23 protein-coding genes and 1 tRNA gene are annotated in these 22,938 nt (G+C 26.1%); 3 read left to right on the top strand and 21 right to left on the bottom strand.

Translation table 4 applies throughout. The features are described 5' to 3' along the window. Positions 1-16: 16 nt before the first annotated feature. The 11 genes from typA to SDIMI_RS00905 all read right to left on the bottom strand — a co-directional run bounded on the left by typA (position 17) and on the right by SDIMI_RS00905 (position 10,572). The gene (gene typA / locus SDIMI_RS00955) at positions 17-1,840 is read right to left on the bottom strand and encodes a translational GTPase TypA (RefSeq protein ID WP_020836114.1); all 1,824 of its coding nucleotides are present in this window, start codon (positions 1,838-1,840) and stop codon (positions 17-19) included. Positions 1,841-1,954: 114 nt separating this feature from the next. Continuing rightward, positions 1,955-2,404, bottom strand: coding sequence for a hypothetical protein (locus tag SDIMI_RS00950; protein ID WP_020836113.1), 450 nt, complete (start codon positions 2,402-2,404; stop codon positions 1,955-1,957). A 15-nt stretch (positions 2,405-2,419) separates the two neighbouring features. Then, positions 2,420-3,232, bottom strand: a complete 813-nt coding sequence (locus SDIMI_RS00945) for a hypothetical protein (RefSeq protein ID WP_020836112.1) — start codon at positions 3,230-3,232, stop codon at positions 2,420-2,422. Beyond that, positions 3,232-3,927, bottom strand: a complete 696-nt coding sequence (locus SDIMI_RS00940; protein WP_020836111.1) for a hypothetical protein — start codon at positions 3,925-3,927, stop codon at positions 3,232-3,234. The genes SDIMI_RS00945 and SDIMI_RS00940 overlap by 1 nt, the downstream gene beginning before the upstream one ends. Positions 3,928-3,942: 15 nt before the next feature. After that, positions 3,943-4,914: a DnaJ domain-containing protein gene (locus tag SDIMI_RS00935; protein WP_020836110.1), complete on the bottom strand. Its 972-nt coding sequence runs from the start codon at positions 4,912-4,914 to the stop codon at positions 3,943-3,945. A gap of 29 nt (positions 4,915-4,943) precedes the next feature. Next, on the bottom strand, positions 4,944-5,633 hold the full coding sequence (locus SDIMI_RS00930) for a M48 family metallopeptidase (protein WP_020836109.1): 690 nt from the start codon (positions 5,631-5,633) through the stop codon (positions 4,944-4,946). After that, positions 5,608-6,465: a hypothetical protein gene (locus tag SDIMI_RS00925; RefSeq protein ID WP_020836108.1), complete on the bottom strand. Its 858-nt coding sequence runs from the start codon at positions 6,463-6,465 to the stop codon at positions 5,608-5,610. Before SDIMI_RS00925 ends, SDIMI_RS00930 begins: the two co-directional genes overlap by 26 nt. A gap of 65 nt (positions 6,466-6,530) precedes the next feature. Next, positions 6,531-7,481, bottom strand: coding sequence for a hypothetical protein (locus SDIMI_RS00920; protein WP_020836107.1), 951 nt, complete (start codon positions 7,479-7,481; stop codon positions 6,531-6,533). Positions 7,482-7,719: 238 nt separating this feature from the next. Then, positions 7,720-8,148: a GNAT family N-acetyltransferase gene (locus SDIMI_RS00915; protein WP_020836106.1), complete on the bottom strand. Its 429-nt coding sequence runs from the start codon at positions 8,146-8,148 to the stop codon at positions 7,720-7,722. Position 8,149: 1 nt separating this feature from the next. Continuing rightward, entirely contained in the window at positions 8,150-9,952 is a 1,803-nt protein-coding gene (lepA, locus tag SDIMI_RS00910; protein ID WP_020836105.1) for a translation elongation factor 4, read from the bottom strand. 86 nt (positions 9,953-10,038) lie between these two features. Next, entirely contained in the window at positions 10,039-10,572 is a 534-nt protein-coding gene (locus tag SDIMI_RS00905; RefSeq protein ID WP_020836104.1) for a DUF402 domain-containing protein, read from the bottom strand. A gap of 225 nt (positions 10,573-10,797) precedes the next feature. On the opposite strand from SDIMI_RS00905, the gene SDIMI_RS00900 reads away from it, so the two are divergent. After that, complete coding sequence (locus SDIMI_RS00900) at positions 10,798-11,889, top strand: Fic family protein (RefSeq protein ID WP_020836103.1); 1,092 nt, start codon at positions 10,798-10,800, stop codon at positions 11,887-11,889. Positions 11,890-11,923: 34 nt separating this feature from the next. Here the strand turns inward: SDIMI_RS00900 and proS are convergent, their stop codons facing one another. From proS to tsaE, 8 genes are all read right to left on the bottom strand, one after another. Continuing rightward, a complete protein-coding gene (gene proS / locus SDIMI_RS00895) occupies positions 11,924-13,348 on the bottom strand; it encodes a proline--tRNA ligase (RefSeq protein WP_020836102.1) in 1,425 nt (474 codons plus the stop codon). Positions 13,349-13,350: 2 nt separating this feature from the next. Continuing rightward, a complete protein-coding gene (locus tag SDIMI_RS00890; protein ID WP_020836101.1) occupies positions 13,351-13,935 on the bottom strand; it encodes a hypothetical protein in 585 nt (194 codons plus the stop codon). Between the two features lie 108 nt (positions 13,936-14,043). Further along, positions 14,044-14,134: transfer RNA gene (locus tag SDIMI_RS00885), tRNA-Ser, on the bottom strand. Positions 14,135-14,233: 99 nt separating this feature from the next. After that, entirely contained in the window at positions 14,234-16,243 is a 2,010-nt protein-coding gene (locus tag SDIMI_RS00880; RefSeq protein WP_148285814.1) for a PTS transporter subunit EIIC, read from the bottom strand. A 119-nt stretch (positions 16,244-16,362) separates the two neighbouring features. Then, a complete protein-coding gene (locus SDIMI_RS00875) occupies positions 16,363-16,590 on the bottom strand; it encodes a hypothetical protein (protein ID WP_020836099.1) in 228 nt (75 codons plus the stop codon). Between the two features lie 108 nt (positions 16,591-16,698). Continuing rightward, positions 16,699-17,175 carry a hypothetical protein gene (locus SDIMI_RS00870; RefSeq protein WP_148285805.1) on the bottom strand — a complete coding sequence of 159 codons (477 nt, stop codon included), beginning with the start codon at positions 17,173-17,175 and terminating at the stop codon, positions 16,699-16,701. A gap of 16 nt (positions 17,176-17,191) precedes the next feature. After that, the gene (gene tsaB / locus SDIMI_RS00865) at positions 17,192-17,758 is read right to left on the bottom strand and encodes a tRNA (adenosine(37)-N6)-threonylcarbamoyltransferase complex dimerization subunit type 1 TsaB (RefSeq protein ID WP_020836097.1); all 567 of its coding nucleotides are present in this window, start codon (positions 17,756-17,758) and stop codon (positions 17,192-17,194) included. A gap of 1 nt (position 17,759) precedes the next feature. Further along, a complete protein-coding gene (tsaE, locus tag SDIMI_RS00860; RefSeq protein ID WP_020836096.1) occupies positions 17,760-18,176 on the bottom strand; it encodes a tRNA (adenosine(37)-N6)-threonylcarbamoyltransferase complex ATPase subunit type 1 TsaE in 417 nt (138 codons plus the stop codon). Positions 18,177-18,244: 68 nt separating this feature from the next. On the opposite strand from tsaE, the gene SDIMI_RS00855 reads away from it, so the two are divergent. After that, positions 18,245-19,225 carry an NAD(P)/FAD-dependent oxidoreductase gene (locus tag SDIMI_RS00855; protein ID WP_020836095.1) on the top strand — a complete coding sequence of 327 codons (981 nt, stop codon included), beginning with the start codon at positions 18,245-18,247 and terminating at the stop codon, positions 19,223-19,225. A gap of 72 nt (positions 19,226-19,297) precedes the next feature. After that, a complete protein-coding gene (locus SDIMI_RS00850; protein ID WP_020836094.1) occupies positions 19,298-20,506 on the top strand; it encodes a hypothetical protein in 1,209 nt (402 codons plus the stop codon). An 11-nt stretch (positions 20,507-20,517) separates the two neighbouring features. Here SDIMI_RS00850 and gpmI read toward each other — a convergent pair whose 3' ends face one another. Together gpmI and SDIMI_RS00840 are read right to left on the bottom strand one after the other, a co-directional pair. Next, positions 20,518-22,104, bottom strand: a complete 1,587-nt coding sequence (gene gpmI, locus SDIMI_RS00845; protein ID WP_020836093.1) for a 2,3-bisphosphoglycerate-independent phosphoglycerate mutase — start codon at positions 22,102-22,104, stop codon at positions 20,518-20,520. Between the two features lie 2 nt (positions 22,105-22,106). Further along, the gene (locus tag SDIMI_RS00840) at positions 22,107-22,928 is read right to left on the bottom strand and encodes a Cof-type HAD-IIB family hydrolase (RefSeq protein WP_020836092.1); all 822 of its coding nucleotides are present in this window, start codon (positions 22,926-22,928) and stop codon (positions 22,107-22,109) included. Positions 22,929-22,938: the final 10 nt, after the last annotated feature.

Below are 22,938 nucleotides of genomic sequence, written 5' to 3'. Positions count from 1 at the left end.
CTTAATGGAATTTTTTTTAGTGTGGATCATTTCTATGTTGTTTTCTTTCATTTTCTGAAAGTCATTTTTTTCTTAATCTAATATCTTCTGGAGTTACTTCTACAAGTTCATCTCACTCTATAAATTCTAATGCTTCTTCCAATGTAAATTTTCTTGGTGGAGTTAACTTAACAGAATCATCACTTCCTGATGCTCTAGTATTTGTTAATTTTTTACCAGTTGTTGGGTTAACATTTAAATCATTATCTCTTGAATGTAATCCAACAATCATTCCATCATACACTTCTACTTGAGGACCAACAAATAGAATTCCTCTTTCTTCTAAGTTATTTAAAGCATAAGGAAGAGTTACACCATTTGCCATTGAAACTAATGTACCGTTTTGTCTTCCTTCAATTTTACCTTTATATTCTTCATAACCTATACTTGATTTAACCATAACCCCTTCACCACGAGTATCATTTGTGAATTCTGATTTAAATCCGATTAAACCTCTTGTTGGTATATGGTAAGTTACTTTATCTCTAACACCATCTGAATCCATATCAGCCATCATACCTTTTCTTAAGTTCAATTTATTAATAACAGTTCCAGAAAATTCTGTTGGAACATCTATTATAACTTTTTCCATAGGTTCTAATTTTTGACCTTTTTCGTCCATTCTTACAACAACTTCAGGTCTAGAAATTCCTAATTCAAAACCTTCTCTTCTCATTGTTTCAATTAAAACAGATAAATGAAGTTCTCCTCTACCTAAAACTTTAAATCCATCTGCAGATGAATCTGTTAAAGCTTCAACTCTTAGTCCAACGTTAACTTCTAATTCTTTGTCTAATCTTTCTTTAATATTTCTTGTTGTAACATATTTACCAACTCTTCCAGCAAAAGGTGAAGTATTTACTAAAAAGTTCATACTCATTGTTGGTTCTTCAATAACAATTGGTGGAAGTGCATCAATTTTATCTGGCTCACAAACTGTATCACCAATTGTTAAATCTCCAATTCCTGATATAACAACGATTTCCCCTGCTTGGGCTTCTTTAACAGCAACTCTTTTTAATCCTTCATAAATAAATAATCCAGTTATTTTACCTTTTGCAACAGATCCATCATTTTTAGAAATAGCAACTTGTTGCCCTTCTTTTAAAACACCTTTGAATAACCTTCCAATTCCAAGTCTTCCAATAAATGAATCATATGCAAGTGAAGATATTTGTAATTGAACAGGCTCTTCTGATAATTCAATTGGATAATTTCCAACTTGTTTAATAATTGTTTCAAATAATGGAACTAAGTTATCACTTTTTTCTTCCATTGAATATTGAACAATACCATCACGAGCTGTTCCAAATAATGAAGGAAATTCAATTTGCTCATCATTTGCATCAAGTTCCATAAATAATTCAAGAACTTCGTCAACAACTTCTAATGCTCTTTGATCTTTTTTATCAATTTTATTAACTAAAAGAATTGGTCTTAAACCTAATTCCAAAGCTTTTGAAAGAACAAATCTTGTTTGGGGCATTGGACCTTCTGCAGAATCGACTAATAATATAACTGTATCAACAGTTTTCATAATACGTTCAACTTCACTTGAAAAGTCAGCATGGCCTGGTGTATCAACAATATTAATCTTGTAACCATTATATTCAATAGCACAATTTTTAGAATAAATTGTAATTCCACGTTCTCTTTCTTGATCATTACTATCCATTACTTGTTCTTTTACTTCTTCATTTGCTCTAAAAACGTTTGATTGACTTAAAAAAGCATCAACTAATGTAGATTTTCCAGCATCAACGTGAGCAATAACTGCTATATTTATTATTTTTTTATTCATGTTTTTCTCCTATTTAATAATTTAATAACCTATTGATAATACCAAATAATTAAATGTAATACCAATAAATGAAACATTTAGTTCTTTAGAATAATTAATTTTAAATAAAAATTATTAAGAAATATATAGATTTTTTAATTGATTAATATCTTCAATTAGTTGAAAAATTAGTTTAAATGCACTTTCAGTTTCTTTTGTTCCTATTGAATTGTGCAAATTTAAACTTTGATCTTTCAAAAATTGTAGTTCTTTTTCAAGCTCTTTATCAATTTTTATTTCAAAAATATAAAATACATAATATATAAAAATTAAGCTTGATATACTTAAGAGTTTTTTTTCTAAATCTAAAATTAAATTATCTTTTCATCTTTTAATATTTTGTTTTTCACTTTCAATAACTAATTTTAAATTTGTATTTGTAAGTTCTTTATAAATTTTAAAATCATCGTTAATTATCGAAATACCATCTTGAGTTGCTCTTAATCTTATATAGTTTTCTAAAAGTGTTGAAAAAAAAGTTGAGTGTTCTGTACAACAAAATGGATATATTAAATGTTGTTCCATAACCTCAACTCCTTTTTAATTTTTTAATGTTTTATAAAATATTTCTTTACTTTGGTCTGAAATCATTTTAGTTTCTGACATTCTTAAGTCTTCTTCTTCAATTAAAGGTTTATAACTTTCAATTACTTTGCCACTAATTCTCTCTTCTTCTAATATGATATTTTCTCTTAAAAGTAATGAAAAATAAATTTTGGTTGAATGGTAAATTGAGAAATTATATAATACAACTTCTTCATCTGTACTAAATTCAAAACTATTATCTTCATCATCTTCTAAAATATCTAGTAGATCACTCATTAAATCATTTATTTTATAAGTTTCTTTGACTATTAAAGAAAATTCGCTAATTTCTGATACTCTATTAATTGTTTTTTTTATATCATTTACAATTTGATTATATTTAGTTGAAATAGTTAAACTCTTTAATTCTTCTAAAAAACTAATATAATTAGATTCAATGAATTCCTTAAATGCATAATCATATACTTTTAAATTAGACATAGTTTCTTTATTTGAATTAATAAATAAAGTTCTTGCTGAATCATATATGTATTCATATTCAAAGAAGCAATCACAAATTGACATCATTCTTAAAAGACAACTTAAACTATCTCTGTCTACTTGATTTTTCTTTTTAATTTCAATTTCATCAAATTTAATTTCAATAAAATCTCTAAATTTTTCAACTTCTTTAGTTTCAAATCATTCCTGTTGGATAACTTGTAAAAATTTACTTTCTTCTCCAAAAATTGAATATAATATAAACATTTCTTTACTTATTAAATCATTTTGTATAAATGTAAATTCTTCATATTCTTTTATGTACATTAAATTTCTCCCACTATATCATTTAAAAATTCTAAATAACTAATATTAATTGCAAGAATTGCTCAAAGATTAATTACCATATCATCTGCTAAATGCTCTGATTTTGAGAGAAGTTCTTTGAAATATTCAAAATCTCCATCTGGTTTATTTAAAATCTTCTCTTCTAATAGCTTAATTTCATTTCATAATTCCTTATTCATATAATTTTTAAAGAAATCATTTTCTCTTATTCTATTTTTTTCCAATGTCTTTAAAACATAGCCCGGAACCTCACCATCATTTTCAAAACGAGCTTCATTTGATATACCTATAATAAGTTTGATTAATTTTACATCCTTAACTTTTTCTCCAATTTTTAGTCAATAATCACTTGTAAGTGAATCTAAAGTTACTAATAATTGTCTAAATAAATTTATTAAGATTAAATAATCATTTACTCCTTCATTTAATTGCATTATTAATGAAACAGAATCAGCACTAGAAACGATTGAAGTTGCATGCAAATAAAAACCCCTATATTTATTCTTTAAAAATCTAAAAAATTCTTCTCTATCAGAAAAGTATATTTCTGAAAAATTTACCAAATTATCACTAAATTCCTTAACTGATGATAAAAGTTTATCTTGATTAGAAGAAAAATTAGTTATTAGATCTTTTGATGATTCAAATAGACTATTTCATACCTTTTCTTGCATATTATTCTCCTTTTACTATACTATTTCGTATTTATCATAGTATTGTTCAAGAATTTCTTTAAATACATTTATTTTTTTCATTTCAACTGCAGCTGATGGATCTGAATTTAAATCCGGATGGAATTGTTTTGCAAATTTTCTATATATTTTTTTAAATTCTTCTGGTTTTGCCATTTTTGTAATACCAAAGTAATTAAAGGCATCATTTACTTCATCTTTGAAAACTAATGTCTTAGTTTTTTCAAAAAAATCTTCAAAATCATCTTCATCATCTTGTGCAAAAAATTCTGAGTATGTTGATGAATTTGTTTGACCGTACTCATTTTGAAACATGAATGTTTCTACTGTTAAATCAACAACCTGATCAAGCATTCTTGATCAATGATAAGTAAAATCATCTCCTAAATCCAATATTTCTTCAATTAATAAATGATGTTTGTATGAATCAATTTGCTTTTTATCTATTAGTAGCAGTGCTTTTTCTATTATTCCATTAACTGCATCAAGTGAAGTTCTTTGCATAACCTCAAAAATTCTTAATAATGCTCTATCATTTATATTTTTGTTTGCAAAAGTATAATTAAAAACCTTTCAAAATTTATCTGTAGTATAGTATGTAAATTTACTTAAGCTTGTAATTATTAATGCAGCTTCATACTGTCCAAGATTTAATGAGATGCTATTATAAGTTTGTCTAAAATAACTTGTCATTGGATACGAATAAAAATTTTCCTGTGTTGAGATAATATTAATATTTCATGAATAACTATCTAATTGTTCTGGTAATTTTTGAATACTTAGTATTTCATTTATTTGATTATTAAAGTCTGAAATTGCACTTAATAAATTATCAATCACTCAATAATCTGCTGAATGCATTGACCTATTTCATATAATGTTGCTTGAAATACCATCAGAATAATCAAATATATTAGATTTTCTTTCGTTTTCTCTTTTCATTTTCTTAAATTCGCGTTTTCATCCCATATTTTACATCTCCATAAAATTATTATACTTTATAAAACATTTACTTTTAAAATTTCACTTATGTTTTTATAATTTGGCATATATTTTTCTACATGTCTTCAAAAATCCTTTGAATGATTTTTATGAACTAAATGACTCAATTCATGTACCACAACATATTCAAGGGCAATTTTTGGATAATGGATTAAGCGAGTATTTAGAACAATTTTTGATTTTTCTGGAAAACAAACACCTCATTTTCCTTTCATTGTTCTAATTGATAAATTTTTAAAATCTAAATCCATAATTTCTTTATATTTATCAATTATCTTTTCAAAATATCCAAAATAATTAAGAGCTATTTTTTTATACATTCTTTTTATTGTTTCTTCATTAGTTTCATAAATTTTGAAAGACATTTTATTCGTTTTATCTATTTCTTCTGAAAAGAATGCAGGAATTTTTTGGTCTTCAATTTTTACAAATCCCTTTGAAGATATTAAAAACATTTGATTCTTTTGCTTATAATCAATTATTTTTTGAATTTTTTGAATATTTGCATATATAAGTCTCTCGATTTCTCAATCATATGCAGTTAACGGTGCAGAAACAAAAATATTTGTATCTTCTAATTTCAATCTAATATATTTTTGGTCTCTCAGAGTTAAAAAATATTCTATTTTTTGACCTTTATAACTAAGAGTTTTTAGTATTTTAGTTTTTCTTTTTTCGCTTTGCATGTTTTAATTCTTTTTTTTCTTTCTTTTTTCTTAATCTTTCTTCTTCACTTTTTTCAAAAGCTTCAATTTTTAATCTTTTTTCTTCTTGAATAGTTTCTCTTCTAATTCTTTTCAATTCCTTATTTACTTGATCAGGGTCAAATTCTCCGAATTCAATTTTTCCTTCAATTACTTGAGAAACTAAACTAGTTTTATTAAATTCTCTAACTAAAAAATCATCATAGTCTAACTTCATATTTTTAACCATATATGCTTCAAAAATTGAAAATATTCCAAAAATAATCATTATTAAATAAACCACTTGTAACGCAATCATTCAACCACTAAAAGGAGAATAGTTCTCCTGTAATGCTTTTCAAGCATGATGAATTGGATCTTGATTTGGATCAGTTTGACTTGTCTCTCTTCCTGAATAAAAAAATGGCATTGTAAGTCAAATTGTATAAATTACAATTATAAAAAGTGTTGGTCAAAATATAAAATTAAAAGCCATATACGCTCTTTCATTTCATAATTTTTTATTAAAAAATGGTTTAACTGTTGCAAAAAGCATTATAAATACAGTTAAAAATCAAATTAATGGTGCTAGTATTTTAATTATTAAATTTGTAGCTCAAGTTAAATCATTAGGATAAATTTGTGAACCTATATAATTAACTAAATGGTCAATTCCATTATCATAAGCTATAGTAAGAGCTAAAATAATTGGTGCGATTAATCAAAAAATTATCATTAAAATTCTAAATATTGTTAAAACAGTCATGAAAAGTACAGACCCTGTTTTAAAATTTCTAAAATTAATTTTCTTTAACTTTGATTTTTCCTTTTTCATAATTTATCACCTATCATTCTAATTTTATATAAAAAAGAATTTAAACTAAAAAATGTTTAAATTCCCTAATGTTTATTATCATCTATATCAATTCTTCTTGATTTAAACTTATAATCTTTTCTAGATAAACTAGAAGAATGGATACTTTCATAATCACTAGAAGAATTTGCTAGTGGATCTTGTAGATGACTTGAATCTTTTCTTCTTGGGTAATATTCCTGATGCTGATTATTTTGCTCTTCAAATTGTTGGTAATTCTGTTGTTCAATTTGTTGATTATTTTGTTGTTGAAACTGTTGATTATTTTGTTGTTCAAACTGTTGATTACTTTGTTGTTCAAACTGTTGATTATCTTCAATTGAATAGGGAATAATTTTATTTTCATTAATATCCCCCTCATCTTTTAAAAGAGATGACATATCTAAACCATTTAAAGCTCCAGTTCTTTCAATTTCATCTATTGCTTCTTCATATGACTTACTTAATCCACTTTTCATATTCATAATCTTATTTTTTAGTTCAGAAACATCTTGTGTTGGAGTTGAATTTATATTAACAATTGCTCCATCATCACTATCTTCTGGTTGTGCAGTTTGTTGTTGTACTTGAGCAGTTTTTTGTTGTACTTGAACAGGTTTAATCGAAATATGAATAATTGCTAATACTAAATCTACTGTTAACAATGAAAAAATAGGCATAAAGTATATTAATTTATAATGAATACCAATAGAGTCTATAAATGTATTTATAGATAAAAGTATAATAATTCAAAATCCAATAACTGCATTAACTACTCCAAAAATTTTACCTGGTTTATTTTTTAAACCGTTTGCTAAAAAACCTGCAGATAAATATACAATACCACTTATTAAAATCAATAATGAAATAGTATTAAAGTTACTTGATGAAAAAATAACTTTTGGTCCATCTATAATACTAATTCAGGGAATAACAAAGATTAGAAATACCGAAATAATTGACATTATTATAAATCTTCAATATCTAATTCTTCTCATTCTAATCCCACCTTTATATAAAATTATATAATTTTATTAAACAAAATAAAAGAAAAAAATGGTTAAATATTTAACCATTTAAAAGAATTCAAATCTATATTTTATTAAATAACATTCTTTTTATAAACTTGATCAAAATATAATAAATTAGAACTCCATTTATATAAAACAGTATTATTTTGTAATTTTATAAATACTTTTTATATTATATTTTTTAACAATTTGAATTTTCTGTATATTAATTTCTGACCATTTTATAATGAACAATTGGTCCATCCATAAATGGTTCAGAAATTATTTTAAATCCAAATTTTTCATAAAGTTTAACTGCTTTATCTTGTGATTCTAAAAAGATTTCAGTTATTTTAAGATTATTTGTTACATATTTTACTAAATAGTCTACTAATTTAGATCCCAAACCTTTACCTCTATATTCTTTAAGAACCGCTATTCTTCCTAAGTATGTTCCATCTGGTTTATTAACTATTCTTGCACAGCAAACTGGCTTTTGTTCAAAAAATCCAATTACATGATAACTTTTTTCATCATAAGCATCTATTTCCTCTTCTTGAGAATAATTTTGTTCATTACAAAATACATCAATTCTAATGTCTTTTGCTTTTTCAAAAACAACGTTATTCATTGAAAAATCAATTAAAAATTCCATTTTAATCATCCAATTTAAGAACAGCTATGAAAGCTTCTTGAGGAACTTCAACAGAACCTATTGCTTTCATTCTCTTCTTACCTTCCTTTTGTTTTTCTAATAATTTTTTCTTACGTGAAATATCTCCACCATAACACTTAGCTAAAACATTTTTTCTCATTGCTTTAATTGTTTCACGAGCAATTATTTTCCCACCAATTGCAGCTTGAATTGGTACTTCAAAATTTTGTCTTGGTATTATTTCTTTAAGTTTTTCAGTTAATATTTTTCCTCTACCTTGAGCAAAATCTTTATGAACAATAGTTGAAAGTGCATCAACTATATCACCATTTAATAAAATATCCATTTTAACAAGTTTTGATTGTTTATAACCAATCAATTCATAATCAAAAGAAGCATACCCTTTTGACATTGATTTTAATTTATTAAAAAAATCAAAAACAATTTCATTTAAAGGCATTTCATACACAAGAGTTCTTCTTGTATCATCAATATATTCAATATCAATATAATTACCTCTTTTATCCTGACATAAACTCATTAAATCACCTAAATATTGATCAGGAGTCATTATAGTTACTTTTACAAATGGTTCTTCAATTGATTTGATTTTTTGGGGATCTGGTAAAAAAGCTGGATTATCAATTTCAATAATTTCGTCATTTGTTTGAGTTACTTTGTAAACAACTGAAGGAGCAGTTGCAATTAGAGTTAGATCATATTCTCTTTCAAGTCTTTCTTGAATTACGTCCATATGTAATAACCCTAAAAAACCACATCTAAACCCAAATCCTAATGATTGTGAGCTTTCTGGTTCATAAACTAAACTTGCATCACTTAATGTTATTTTTTCTAAAGCTTCTTTTAAATCTTTATATCTTGCAGTATCAACAGGATAAATTCCGCAATAAACCATTGGATTAAGTTTTTTATATCCAGGTAATGCCTCAGTTGCTCCATTTTCTTTGGTTGTTATTGTATCTCCAACTTGTACATCTCTTACAGTTTTAATTGAAGCTGCAATTCATCCAACTTCACCAGCTTCTAAACTATCTTTCTTAACTTCAAATGGAGTTTTTACTCCAAGTTCAGTTACCTCATAAGTTGCTCCAGATTGCATCATTTTAATTGTTTGACCAACCTTTACAGTTCCATCCATAATTCTTACAGAAACCATAACTCCTCTATATTTATCATAATATGAGTCAAAAATTAAAGCTTTTAATGGTTTTGTATCATCAGCTTCTAATGGGCTTGGTATAAAGTTTACAATAGCTTCCAATACATCTTCAACATTTAGACCAGTTTTTGCACTAATCATTGGTGCATTAGAACAATCAATTCCAATAACTTTTTCAATTTCTTCTTTAACTCTATCTGGCTCTGCAGCAGGTAAATCAACTTTATTAATTACAGGTACTATCTCTAAATCATTGTCTAAAGCCAGATAAACGTTTGCCAATGTTTGAGCTTCTATACCTTGACTCGCATCAACAACTAAAAGAGCACCCTCACAAGCAGCTAAACTTCTTGAAACTTCATAGGTAAAATCAACATGACCAGGAGTATCTATTAAATGAAAAATATATTCTTCTCCATCTTTTGCTTTATATTTCAATTGAACAGAGTTCAATTTAATTGTAATTCCACGTTCTCTTTCAATATCCATTGAATCAAGAATTTGTGCTTGCATATCTCTTTTTTCAACACTTCCTGTAAGTTCTAGAAGTCTATCTGCCAAAGTAGATTTTCCATGATCAATATGTGCGATTATACTAAAATTTCTAATTTTTGATTTATTCATATAATCGCCTCCATAATTCCTTTTTATATTATAACCAATAATTTTTTAATATATTTTCTTAATGGTAAATAAAAAACTAGCTAAAGCTAGTTTTCACTCTTCAATTTAGTATATTCATCTCAAATTGCAGTTACATAATTATGATCAAATGGTTTTTGATTTTCTTTTATCATAATTTTTATTTTATCTACACTTTTTCAAATTTGCTCTACTATTTCTCTCGAATAATTTCAAGCAATTCTATTTCTATTAAATTCTTTTAAATCTAAAATTTTATAACTATAATCATTGAATATTTTAAAATCTAAATCATAGTCAATATACTTAATTGTACCTTCTTCAAAAATATACGGTGAAGCTAAGTTACAATAATAATTAATTCCTCGCTCTTTAAACATACATATTATATTGTATCAATCTTCTTTAAAAAAGAATCATATAGCTGGCTCATTTGTCTTTCATTTTCTTCCATTGATTTCAGTAATTAATACTTCTTCATTAATTAAAATTAAATAATCATTAGTTTCTTCAAATATTATTACTTTTTCTCATGACCTATATAATTTTCCACTATGTTTATATGCATGAACAAGAACTAAATCTCCAGTTTTTGATTTCATTCAAAAACCTCCTTTCAGTTGCCTATTCTAATAAAATTTATAATACAACGTATTTACCACAAAAAAATATTTTGTGAATCCGTATACACTTTAATTATAACTTTAAAATTTATTTATTTACATTTTTTGAAAATTCAATTATGTTAATAGTTATAGTACTTTCTTTAAAAGACTTAACTAAATCTATTATAATTATAATAATAAAAAGATATCTGGAGAATTAGTATGAAAAAAGAACTTTATAAAATATGAGATGTTAAATTTAATCCATTAGATTTTAAAGAACAAGCAAATATTATTTTGGAAAAATTTGAAATTTATAATCAGTATTTAAATAGTTCTCCTTTTGATACACAGTTTTTGAGTATGCAACTCTTAAAATACGAGGCACGACACTCAAATATGATTGAAGGTATTGATACAAATGATATTGAACTATTAGCTGCAAATACTCCTTTAAGTAAAAAAATATCTAATTATGTAAATGCTTTAAAAGATGCAAATGAAGAACTTATAAATTCAAATATCGTTTCAAAGGATTTAGTATTAAATATACATAAAAACTTATTTTTAAATATGATGTCAGTTGATGCTATTAATGCAAATCCAGGTGTTTGAAGAGTAAAGCAAGTGCAAATTGCAAATCATATGCCCCCACCTCCTATAAAAGTAGATGAATACATGTCTGAATTTATTGATTGAATAAATGATTCATCTCAATTTAAAGGTTGTTCAAAAATACTTGAATCTATTGTAAAAGCAGCAATAACACATGCTTATTTTGAAAAAATTCACCCATTTACAGATGGTAATGGACGAGCTGGTAGAATACTTTTTAATATTGTTTTAAATAGAAATAACTTAACTACAAAACCCTATTTTTATATTTCAAAAGCAATACTCCATGAGCAATTTTTATATTATCAAGAACTTGCTAAATTAGATGAGAGTAATGACTATCAAAAATGAATTAAATTTTTTTTAGATTTATTAATATATCAATTGGAATCTAATATAAAAACTTTTGAAGCTGCAATGGATTTATTTATTCAAATTAAAAGAGAAATGCTTCAAGAAGAAGAAAGTTCACATAGAGAAGTTAAAAGAGCAATGATGAATTATATGGTTAGATATCCTATTTTTACTTTTTCTAGAGTATACTTTAAAATTAAACCTCTATTTGAGAAGATTGATGATCCAACTTTTGTAATGATTTTCGATGAACTTGTTAATCATTATAAAATGAGAAAAATTCCTGAAACAAAAAATTATGAATTTAGTCGTGTAGTTGATATTATTGTTGGAAAAGATTGATAAAAAAGATGCTTTATTATAAGCATCTTTTCTTTTTTTAGTAAGCTCTTGCAAAATAAACCATCATATTTGATTCCTTATTACAGTTGAAACAATTTGATTTAGTTTGTTCAATACCTTCAGGTATACATCTTGAATTTGTTGATGTCTTTTGTTTTACATCATTTTCACACTCTATTTCACCACAGAATGGAACTAAAACAAATCCTGGTGTTTTTTCAATAATTGATTTGTATTCTTCTAAGCTATTTGCTTTAAAAGTTTTATTTTCCCTGTTTTCCAAGGCCTTATTATATAAATTTTTGTCATGTTCAATAATTTCTTTTGAAATATAATTTTGTACTTCTTCTAATTTAACTTGAACTTTATTTCTTAAGTCTCTTCTAGAAATAGTTACAACACCCTCTTTAAGGTCTCTTGGTCCCACTTCAATTCTTATTGGTACACCTTTAATTTCTGCTTCTGAGATTTTAAAACCAAATGATTTATCAGTTTTATCTAATTCCACTCTAAAATCTGAACTTAGTTTAGACCTCAAATTATTTGATACATTCATAACCTCTTCTGAATCGTTAATTGCTATAATAGAAATTTGAATTGGTGCAACTTGACTTGGTAAAACTAATCCAAAATCATCTGAATGAGTCATAATAATTGCTCCAATTAATCTAGTTGATATACCTCAACTTGAAGAATAAGCATTTTCCTCTTTTTGTTCTTTATTTTGAAATTTAATATTAAATGCTTTTGCAAAATTATCTGCAAAATAATGACTTGTTCCAGATTGTAATGATTGACCATCATACATTAAAGACTCAATAGTGTAAGTTTCTTGTGCTCCTGCAAATTTTTCCTTCTCAGTTTTTCTTCCTGCTATTACTGGTAACAATAAAATTTCATTTGCAAGTTTTTTATAAACTTCTAATATATCTAAAGTCATTTCCTTTGCTTCTTCTCTCGAAGAATGGAAAGTATGACCTTCTTGTCATAAGAATTCACTACTTCTTAAAAAAGGTCTTGTAGTTTTTTCTCATCTCATAACATTTGCTCATTGATTATATTTAATTGGTAAGTCTCTATATGATTTGATCTCTCTTGAAAGAAAATCTGCAATAATAACTTCACTTGTTGGTCTAATAAATAGATTTTCTCCTAAATCCTTATTACCTACTTTTGTAACTGTTGCTAATTCAGGAGCAAATCCCTCAACATGTTCTTTTTCAGCTAAAAATAGTTTTTCAGGAATTAAAAGTGGAAAATATACATTTTGAACATCTAATTTTTTAAATTCTAAGTCAGCAAATTTTTGAATTTGCTCTCAAATTGCATAACCGTGTGGTTTAAAAATCATTGTTCCTTTAACAGGACCATAGTCCATTAAGCCTGCGTTTTTAACAACATCAGTATATCATTGACTGAAATCAACGTCTCTTGATGTAATTTTTTCCATCTTATTTGCCATTGTTATTTTCTCTCTTTCTTTGTATCAACATTTCCAGTTTCACCATAAAAGACATCAATATCAATATCATTGGCTTCAACATAAGTTTGTATTCTTTTTAAGTTTGCTTTATCTTTGATCATTATAAAATCAATTACATCTAATGGTATTGCTTCGTAAACATAAACAATGTTTTTTGCTTCATCAAGAGCTCAATCATTTTTTGTATGCTTTGCTAATTTATTGGGATCAACACCAACTACGCTTATTTTTTCAATGTCGACTTTTGATTCACTTGCTCATTTTCAAAAATGAGCTCTTGTTGAACTGTCAAATTCTAAACCAACAGAGTTATTATTTTCTAAATAAGTTCAAACAACATACTCTTCATCTTTTTTTAATTTTTGATCTTTTAGAAGTCTAATTCCATGTTCTAAAATTAAAAGAATATTATTTACATCAGTATAAAAGTAAAGATTATTAATTTTTTTAGCTTTAACAATATTCATTACTTTTTTTTGTCCTTCTTTAGAACTAAATATTTTCTTTAAAAGACCTTTCTTTGGTTTATTTTCACTTAAATCATTGTTTATTTCATTTTTTTTCATTGTTATTCACCTTTCAAGATAGTATTATATTACTTATTTTATAGATAATAGTTTTATAATCAAATAAAAAATCAAGATTTTAAAATCTTGATTTTATTTTTTCTTGAATGGCGGATTGAGAGAGACTCGAACTCTCGCGCCAGTTACCCGGCCTAACACCTTAGCAGGGTGCCCTCTTCACCAACTTGAGTATCAATCCATACACATAATTCATTATAGCAAAAAATATAGTTAGTGTTTAGAGAAATATAGAAAATAGGCAAATAAAAAATGCACAAAGTGCATTTTTTATTATAAATTATTTAGCTTGTTTTGCTTTTCTTTGTTCGTCAAGGATTTTTATCATACGTGGTTTTATGGCTTCTTGTTCTCCACCATAAACTATTTGTATATTTGTACCTTTAACAAGAGCTCCTGTCGCCCCACCTAAAGCTATTATAGAATCTTTATTAACAAGACTTCCATCTTTAACTGTTAAGCGTAAACGACTTGCACAAGCATCAACGTCAACTATATTTTCTTCTCCACCTAAAAATTCAATAATTTTTGTGGCTTTTTCCATTCTTGCTTCTTCATTGCTATCTTTTGATGATTTAATTTTTGAACCATCTAAATTTTGTCCTTTTGAAGCTTTATAATCAGCTTTTGATGCTAATTTAACGTCAGCTGATCCATCACGACCAGGTACCATAACTTTTCCGTATTTTACAGCAAAGTAGAATGAGAAGAAGTATGCTGGGGCCATAACAGCTGCAACACCTAATACCCCAAATACTGATTTAGCACTCATAGCATTGCTTCCAAAGAAAGGAACAATACCAAATACTATGTAATCAATAAATCCTCCTGAAACTGTCATTGAAACGTGTGTTCTCAATGCTCCAGTTATTAAGAATGAAATTGCTGCTAATGGCATATGTACACCATAGAATAATCATGGTGCTAAGAATAAGAAAGTATATTCAATTGGTTCTGTAATTCCTGTTAAGAAACATGTAAATGCAGCTGAGAAGTAAATCCCCATTACTGATTTTCTATTTTCTTTAGGAACATTTAATCACATTGCAAGACCTGCCATTGGTAATCCAAATAGCATGAAACCAAATTTACCTGATTGGAATCTTCCAATATTTAAACCAAGCGCATCTAAATCTTTAAAGTTCAATACCTCAGTATTTGCAATTACTTTATATGCAATTGTTTGATCTCCCATTGCAGTTCATAAGTCATTATATTGAGTTTGAATTAGTTTACTAATTGAAGCAAATTGTTCTTCTGGTGTTGAACCCACAATTAAACCTGCTAAATTAGCATGATTTTGTAATCAAACATTAACAAATTTAGCTTGATCTTCAGCACTAACATTTGTAAACGCTTCAGCAATTGAACCCCCTGCATTTGTTCATCATAATGGTGCATAGAAAACATGGTGTAATCCAAAAGGCACTAATGAACGTTCTGCTATTTCATAAATAAATGAATCTAAACCTACTGGTAATTTTCCAGAAGCTTTACCAAATGCTGCTAGTCCCATTCCTAAGTATGGTCATAAGAACATAAAAATAAATGATAATGGAATAACTGCAACAAATGTTATAATTGGCACTAATTTTGTTCCACTAAAGAAACTAATTGCTGAAGGTAATTGTGTATCATGGAATTTATTGTAGCATTTTGCTGCAATTGCTCCTACGAAAATACCAGCAAATACTCCAGTGTTTAATGATTGAACTCCAATATTTGAAGTAATTAATCCATTTGGAATTTTATCTATTCATAATAATGAATAATAAACACTTCCAGCACCATCAATTAATTCGAAATTTGAATTAACAACAATAGCACTATTATTTTGTATTTCTTCTAAATTAGAAGCACTAACTCATTTTGTGATTTGTTGTAAACCTATTCCCATTTCTTCTCAATTAATATTTTTATTTGCATCAAATATTAATTTTTTTCACTCATTTCCATCTATTTGTACTCATACAGTTGATGGATCAACACTTTGTGTATGTAATAAAGCTGCTTGCATTCCATTCATAACAAGGAATCCAACAACAGCTGTTAATGCAGCAATACCAGAATCTTTAGTATATGCTAACGCAACAGATATACAGAATAATACTGGTAAATTACCAAAACAAACATCACCCATTTTATTTAAAACAGAACCAAAGTAGAAACCAAAAGTTCCTGCATCAGTATTTGATGAAATTGCTGCACCCACTCCAAGGAAGACACCAGCAATAGGTAATAAAGCAATAGGTAATAAAAATGCTTTACTTAATTTTGAAAGTGTTGGCATTATACCTGAACCAAAACTTTTCATTTTACCTACAAATTTATTTTCAGACTTCTCACCAGTTTTTTGAGAAATATTCTTCATAAAATTTTTTTCCTTTCTTTCGACATATGGCTGATTTATTAAAACATCATCATTAATCCAGAAAATGCCATTACAAAACCAAATAGAGCAAAGAAAATTGGAAAATTTTTTTTAGTAAATTCCCATATTGTTTGACTTTCTTTATTATTTAATTTGAAAGATGCTTTTGATTTATTTTTAACGTAATATGCAAGTAGCAAAAATGATATCAAAATCAAAACACCAATAATTAATAATGACAATCCTATAATTTGATTACTTTTCATGTTTAAAAATCTCCACATATTTATTATACATTGGAATTTTTTCTATTTAAAAATATTTTTATATATTTTAAAAAAAAAAAAAAAAAGCATTTTATAAAAACTTTTTTATTATTTATTAAAACCCCTTTTATTTGATTGTGTTAACTCAATTCAGTCATTTAATATACTTTCATCATCATTATCTTCTAGTTTGACAAAGTATATATCTTTAATTGATAGATCATGTTCTTTCATATAATCAAAAATAATTATCATTTCATTTAAATCTGTTTTATTTTTAATTTCATTCATTTTTTTGATTAAATCTTCAGTTTTAAAAATTCATATTGGAATAAAATAATCTTTTGGATTAAAATTTCTAAATGTCAATGCAAATATACCTTTATTGCTCTCAAATGTTTGTCCAAATTTAATATTTTTTTTATCCTTAAATACATTACTTAAATTTTTATTATCATTAGTGCCCTTTATTTTGAAAGCTGATATTGCTCCTCACAATGCAACAACCAACCCCAAAACAAATAGCATAATAATTAAAATTAATGCTCATGTTGGAAAATTTAAACTTTGATTTGTTTCTTTCATACTCATAACTCTTTTCCTATATAAAGTGTTTTATATACATCGGTTTTATATCTTCAATATTTTTAATTAATTCAAATTTGTCTTTAATTTTTTTATAAACTTGAATAAAATCTACCTCTTTATAATCTTCGATTATTTCAAAATTTTTAAACTGCTTTTTAAAATCTTGCAAATATTCTAAGGGAATTAATTGATCTTTTATTATATTTTTTTTATTTTCATAAACTCCAAAATATAATTTAGAACCTTTTGCGTCTAATATACTTATTGCTTGTTTATCTCCTGCTTGAAATGCAAGTGATGAAATCAAAAAAATATTAAATTTATTATTTATAACCTTTAAAGTTTTAATTACACTAATAGCAACTCTAACTCCAGTATAACTTCCTGGGCCCTTTGTTGCATATAGATTTTCTATTTCTTGAACTTTAACATTATTTTTATCTAAAAATTTAGTTAATTCTGTAATACAAATATCACTTATTCTTATTTGATTATTCAAAATTAAAAAATCAATAATTTGATTATTTTTTTCTAGAATAAGGATAAGTTTATTATTACTTGTATCAATAAATAAATTCATCTTAGTTTACTCCCTCAATATAGAAAATTCTTTTTTCTTCATCAACTATCTCTATTTTAATTTTAATAACTTCAAAATACATTTCATAATTAATATCTAAATTTTGACTTCATTCCACAATATTAAAAGAGTTTATCATTTCTTCAAGATACATTTGCGAATCTTCTTCAAAAGTTAATCTATATGCATCAATATGATTAATTTTTATTTCATTTAAAAAATATTGATTCATTATTGTAAATGTTGGCGATGTTATAAGAGCAGTTGTTCCATAATTTTTTAATAAATTTTTTGTAAAAGTAGTTTTTCCTGCACCCATTGGTCCATCGAGAATTATGCAAGTATTTGGATTAAATTTATTGCCAATAAATGAGCTTACTTTATTTAATTCTTCAATATTATTAACTTCAATTCTCATTGCCAATTCTCCTTTACATATATGTATATATGATATAATGATTTTGCATTATTTTGGAGGGCAATTATATGATTAAAGATATTTTAATAATTGGTTGTGGTTCTGCTGGCCTATATGCTTGAAAAATGGCAGCAGATTTAAAATTAACTGGAGATGTTGTAGAAGCAAAAGATACATATGGTGGGCAAGTTTCAACATATTATCCTGAAAAATATATTTATAATTTCCCAGCAATTCCAAAAATTCAAGCACAAGAAGCTATGGATAAAATGTTTGAAGCAATTAAAAAAGAAGATGAAAATATAAAGATAACATATAATATATATGTTTTAGAAATTAAAGCTATTGAACCTGAAGATGAAAAACACATTAATTGATTTGAAGTGAAGTTTTCTAATAGAGAAGTAAAAAAATATAAGAGAATATTATTTACAGATGGTATTGGAGTTTTTAAACCAATGCAATTAGTTGAAAAACTCTATGATAATATTTTTTATTCAGTTACAAATATACAAGGTTTTAAAGATCATAATGTATTAATTTTTGGTGGTGGAGATTCTTCTTTAGATTGAGCAAATGAGCTTACAGGAATTGCTAAAAGTGTTTCTATAATTCACAGAAGAGATGAATTTAGAGCAAAGCCAGCAAGTATTGAACAAGCAAGAAATAATAATATTAATTTTTTAACACCTTATAATTTTGTAAGTATTTCTCAAGAAGATGAATATATTGCAAAAAAATTGAAAATAGTTGGTATTGAATCAAAAGAAGAATTAGAATTAGAATTTGATTCAATTATTGTTCAATTCGGACAAACTATTGAAAAAGAAAAATTTGAGAATTTAGATTTAAAAATCAATAAACTAAATAGGTTTGAAGTTGATTATAAAATGGAAACCTCTGTTCAAGGAATATATGCTGCAGGAGATTGTTGTGTTTATGAAACGAAAGTAAGAAATTTAGTTTCATGTGCTTATGAAGCAATGCAAGCTGTAATAAACATTGAAAAAATAATTAAAGATAGAAAAGTAGTCAATAATGGTTGATAAAAAAGCATTTGTAAAAATGCTTTTTTATTTTAATTAATTTATAATAAAAAGGATTGAAAATACGAGGATTTTATGAAAAGAAAATTAAAAATAATTAGCTGATATATTTTTTTCATTTACTTTTTTGCCTTTTTAGTTTTATCTGCTGTTATGGCTCAATTAGATCCAGCTCCAAGATATCATGTTTTTAACTGATATAATAGAATTTTTGCAGATATGAGTTTTTGAACAACTCAAACAAATTGAATGTTTTTTATTTTCTTTTTATTTGTTGCTTTAGATGGTAAATGAGGTTTATGAAAACCTGGAAAAATTGCTTGAATAAATTTTTTAAGTTATTTTACTTTAACAATGGGATTGTTTTGATCTGCTTTAACTGGAACACTTTCAAATCAAGACATAAATTCAAATCCCTTGGTTTCTTATGCAAATGTTTATAATACATTTATTAAATGATTTATAACTGTTACAACTCATTTAGTAACTTATATTATTGCAATGACTTACTTCTTTGTTTTTATAAAAAAAGAAAAAATAGATATAGCTAGTTTTTATAAAAAGGAATTACTAATTGGTTGAATTTATCCAATATTTTATTTACTATTTGTAATTATTAGAATGACAATAATGAACAAGCTTGGAAGTGATTACTTTTTAAATCAAATTTCTGCAAAAGAGCAACTTTGATTAGAAGATAAATATGAATGAGTAATAAAATTATTAGAAGATGATAATAGTAAAATTGGTATATTCTCAACACCTTATTTCTTTTTTAATCCTAATGTTAAAAATGGAATTGAACTATTAACAACAGGTACAATTTTCTGTCTATTCTTAATAGTTCTATGTCAATATTTTATGATATGACTAAACAATTTATGTATAAAGGAAAAAAGTAAAAAAGAGAGAAATGTATTCTCAACTACTAAAGAAGAAAAAGTATTGGGAATAATAACAATACTTTTAAGTGCAATTTTCATTTCTTTGGCAATTTACAAGTTAACTGACATTGATAAATATAATTTTAGTGATAAAAACTCTGTACTATATGATTTTATGTATCTATTCTTATACATAATAATTTTATTATTTAATATATCCTCAATAGTATTTACAATTTTAAAAATAACAAATGTTTACAATAATCCAACTTTAAATTTTATAACAACAGTAATGTCCAGTTTATTTGCACTTAATTTCTATTTTGCTTCAGTGATAATTTTACTTCCACTGATTTATGAAAAAATATATTTAAATAAAAAAATACCTTCTAATATATAGAAGGTATTTTTTTATTTTTCAATTAAAGAAGGTTGTGTCATTTCTTGAGGAATTTCAACACCTAAAATATCTAAAATTGTTGGAGCAACATCTGCAATTGCTGCATTCTTAGTTCTCATTTTAATTGTTTTATCTGTAATGATAATTGGAACTGGTTGGCTTGTATGTTTCTTATTTGGCCCACCTTCTCCATCAATCATTACTTCAGCATTTCCGTGATCTGCTGTAATAATCATAGTGGCACCATGAGCTTCACAAGCTTCATAAACTCTTTTCAATTGTTCATCCAAAGTTTTTACACCTTTGATTGCTGCATCTAAAACACCAGTATGTCCTACCATGTCACAATTTGCATAGTTCAATACAATTAAATCAAATTCTTCTGAGTCAATTCTTTTAATTAATTGATCTGTAATTTCAACAGCTGACATTTCAGGTTTCAAATCATAAGTTGCTACTTTTGGTGATGCAATTAGATCAATTGCAGCTCCCTCTAATTTAATTTCTTCTGGAGTTGCCAAACCATTTTTAAAGTAATCTTTTCCACCATCAAAGAAGAAAGTAACATGAGCAATTTTTTCAGTTTCAGCAATTCTTAATTGTCTATAACCTTTTTTACTTAGTCATTCTCCCAAACCATTAATAACCTCTATTGATTTAAATGCAATATGATTTGATTTAACTGAATCTGAATATTCCATCATACATAAGAAATAAATTTTATCTCCTAAGAAAGTTAAACCGTTAAATACTTCATCACTTCAAGCTGCATAATCATGGTTTGTAAATGTACTTGCCATTTGAATAGCTCTATCTGGTCTAAAGTTTGCAAATACTACTGTATCATTTTCTTTAATATAACCATTTGCACAATTTAAATTATATGCTGGAAGAATTCCCTCATCATCTTTTCCTAAATCATATTGACTTTGAATATATGTTGCTGGATCATTGAATGAATTTTCACAATTTCTATCAACCATTGATTTGTATCCTTCAGCAACTCTTTCCATTCTTTTATCTCTATCCATTGAAAAGAATCTACCTGAAATTGAACCTACTTGTCCAACATTATATTCTGCAAATAAATTATTTAATTTTTCTAAGTAGTCTAATGCTACAGTTGGTTTTGTATCTCTTCCATCTGTAAACAAATGAACATAAATTTCTTTTACTCCTGCTTTTGCAGCGGCTTTAAAAGTTGCAAACATATGATTCATATGTGAATGCACCCCACCATCAGAAAATAATCCCATAATGTGGAAAGCACTATTTTTATCTAATGAATTTTTGATAGCTTTTTGAATTTCTTCATTTGAATCAAAATTATTATCATTAATTGCTTTATTAATTAATGATAATGATTCATATTTAATTCTTCCTGCTCCTAAATGAATATGTCCAACTTCTGAATTACCCATTTGTCCTTCTGGTAGTCCAACTCATTCTCCACTCGCATGTGATGCTGCTCATGGATATTCTTTTTTAAGACTTTCTACAAATTTCATATTAGCTTGAAAAACTGCATTTCCTGTTCCATTTTCTGCAAGTCCTCACCCATCTAATATTGCCAATACTACTGGTTTTTTTGTTTTCATTGTTATTCTCCTAATATATATTTATTAATTGCTTTAGCAACTGCACCTTCTAAATTTGTGTATTCAGAAACTTCTTTTGCTTTTTCTTTAATTTCATCATGGGCATTTGCTGGCGCTATTGAAAGCCCTGCAAATTCAAACATAGGAACATCATTTGCTCCATCACCCATGGCTAAAATTTCTTCCTTATCTATTGAGAATTTTTTTGATAAAAATTCTAGAGCATATTTTTTATTGATACCTTTTTTAGTAATTTCTCCTGCAAGAGATCCCTCAGTTCAACTAACTTCTAAACCTATTTCTCTTAGTTTATTTACATATTTCATATTTGTATTCATAGTTAATATTTTATGACAATCTAACATTTCCATATTAGTAGAATCAAAAACTACTGGTTCATAATCAAAGAAATTGACTTCATGTTTTAAAATTTTACCCTGACTTATAGGCATATTGATATAACTTAGTTTGTCATCAACAGTATATGCTCAAAGTTCTATTTCTTTAAAATCTTCATCTAATTTTAAAAGCTCAAATGCTTTTAAAGCAGTTTCCTTATCTATTGGATTTGCATCAATTGCTTCATTATTTTTCAAATCATAAATCAATGCTCCGTTAAATGCAGCAAAAAGAGCTCCATCATTGTCAAAATTAAATAGATCTAATCTATTCATTTTTGTATGTATAGGTCTTCCTGTTACAAAAACTACTTTAACACCGTTTTTGATTGCTTGATTGATAGGTTCTACATTTTCCATTACTATATCATCTAATGATTTAAAAGTGGTACCATCCATATCTAGAGCTAATATTTTATAACTCATCTAATTCTAA

Source organism: Spiroplasma diminutum CUAS-1, assembly GCF_000439455.1.
GTDB classification, from domain to species: Bacteria; Bacillota_I; Bacilli_A; order Mycoplasmatales; family Mycoplasmataceae; genus Spiroplasma_A; species Spiroplasma_A diminutum.
The sequence above is the reverse complement of the archived record's forward strand: the minus strand, read 5'-3'. Positions and strand labels throughout refer to the sequence as shown.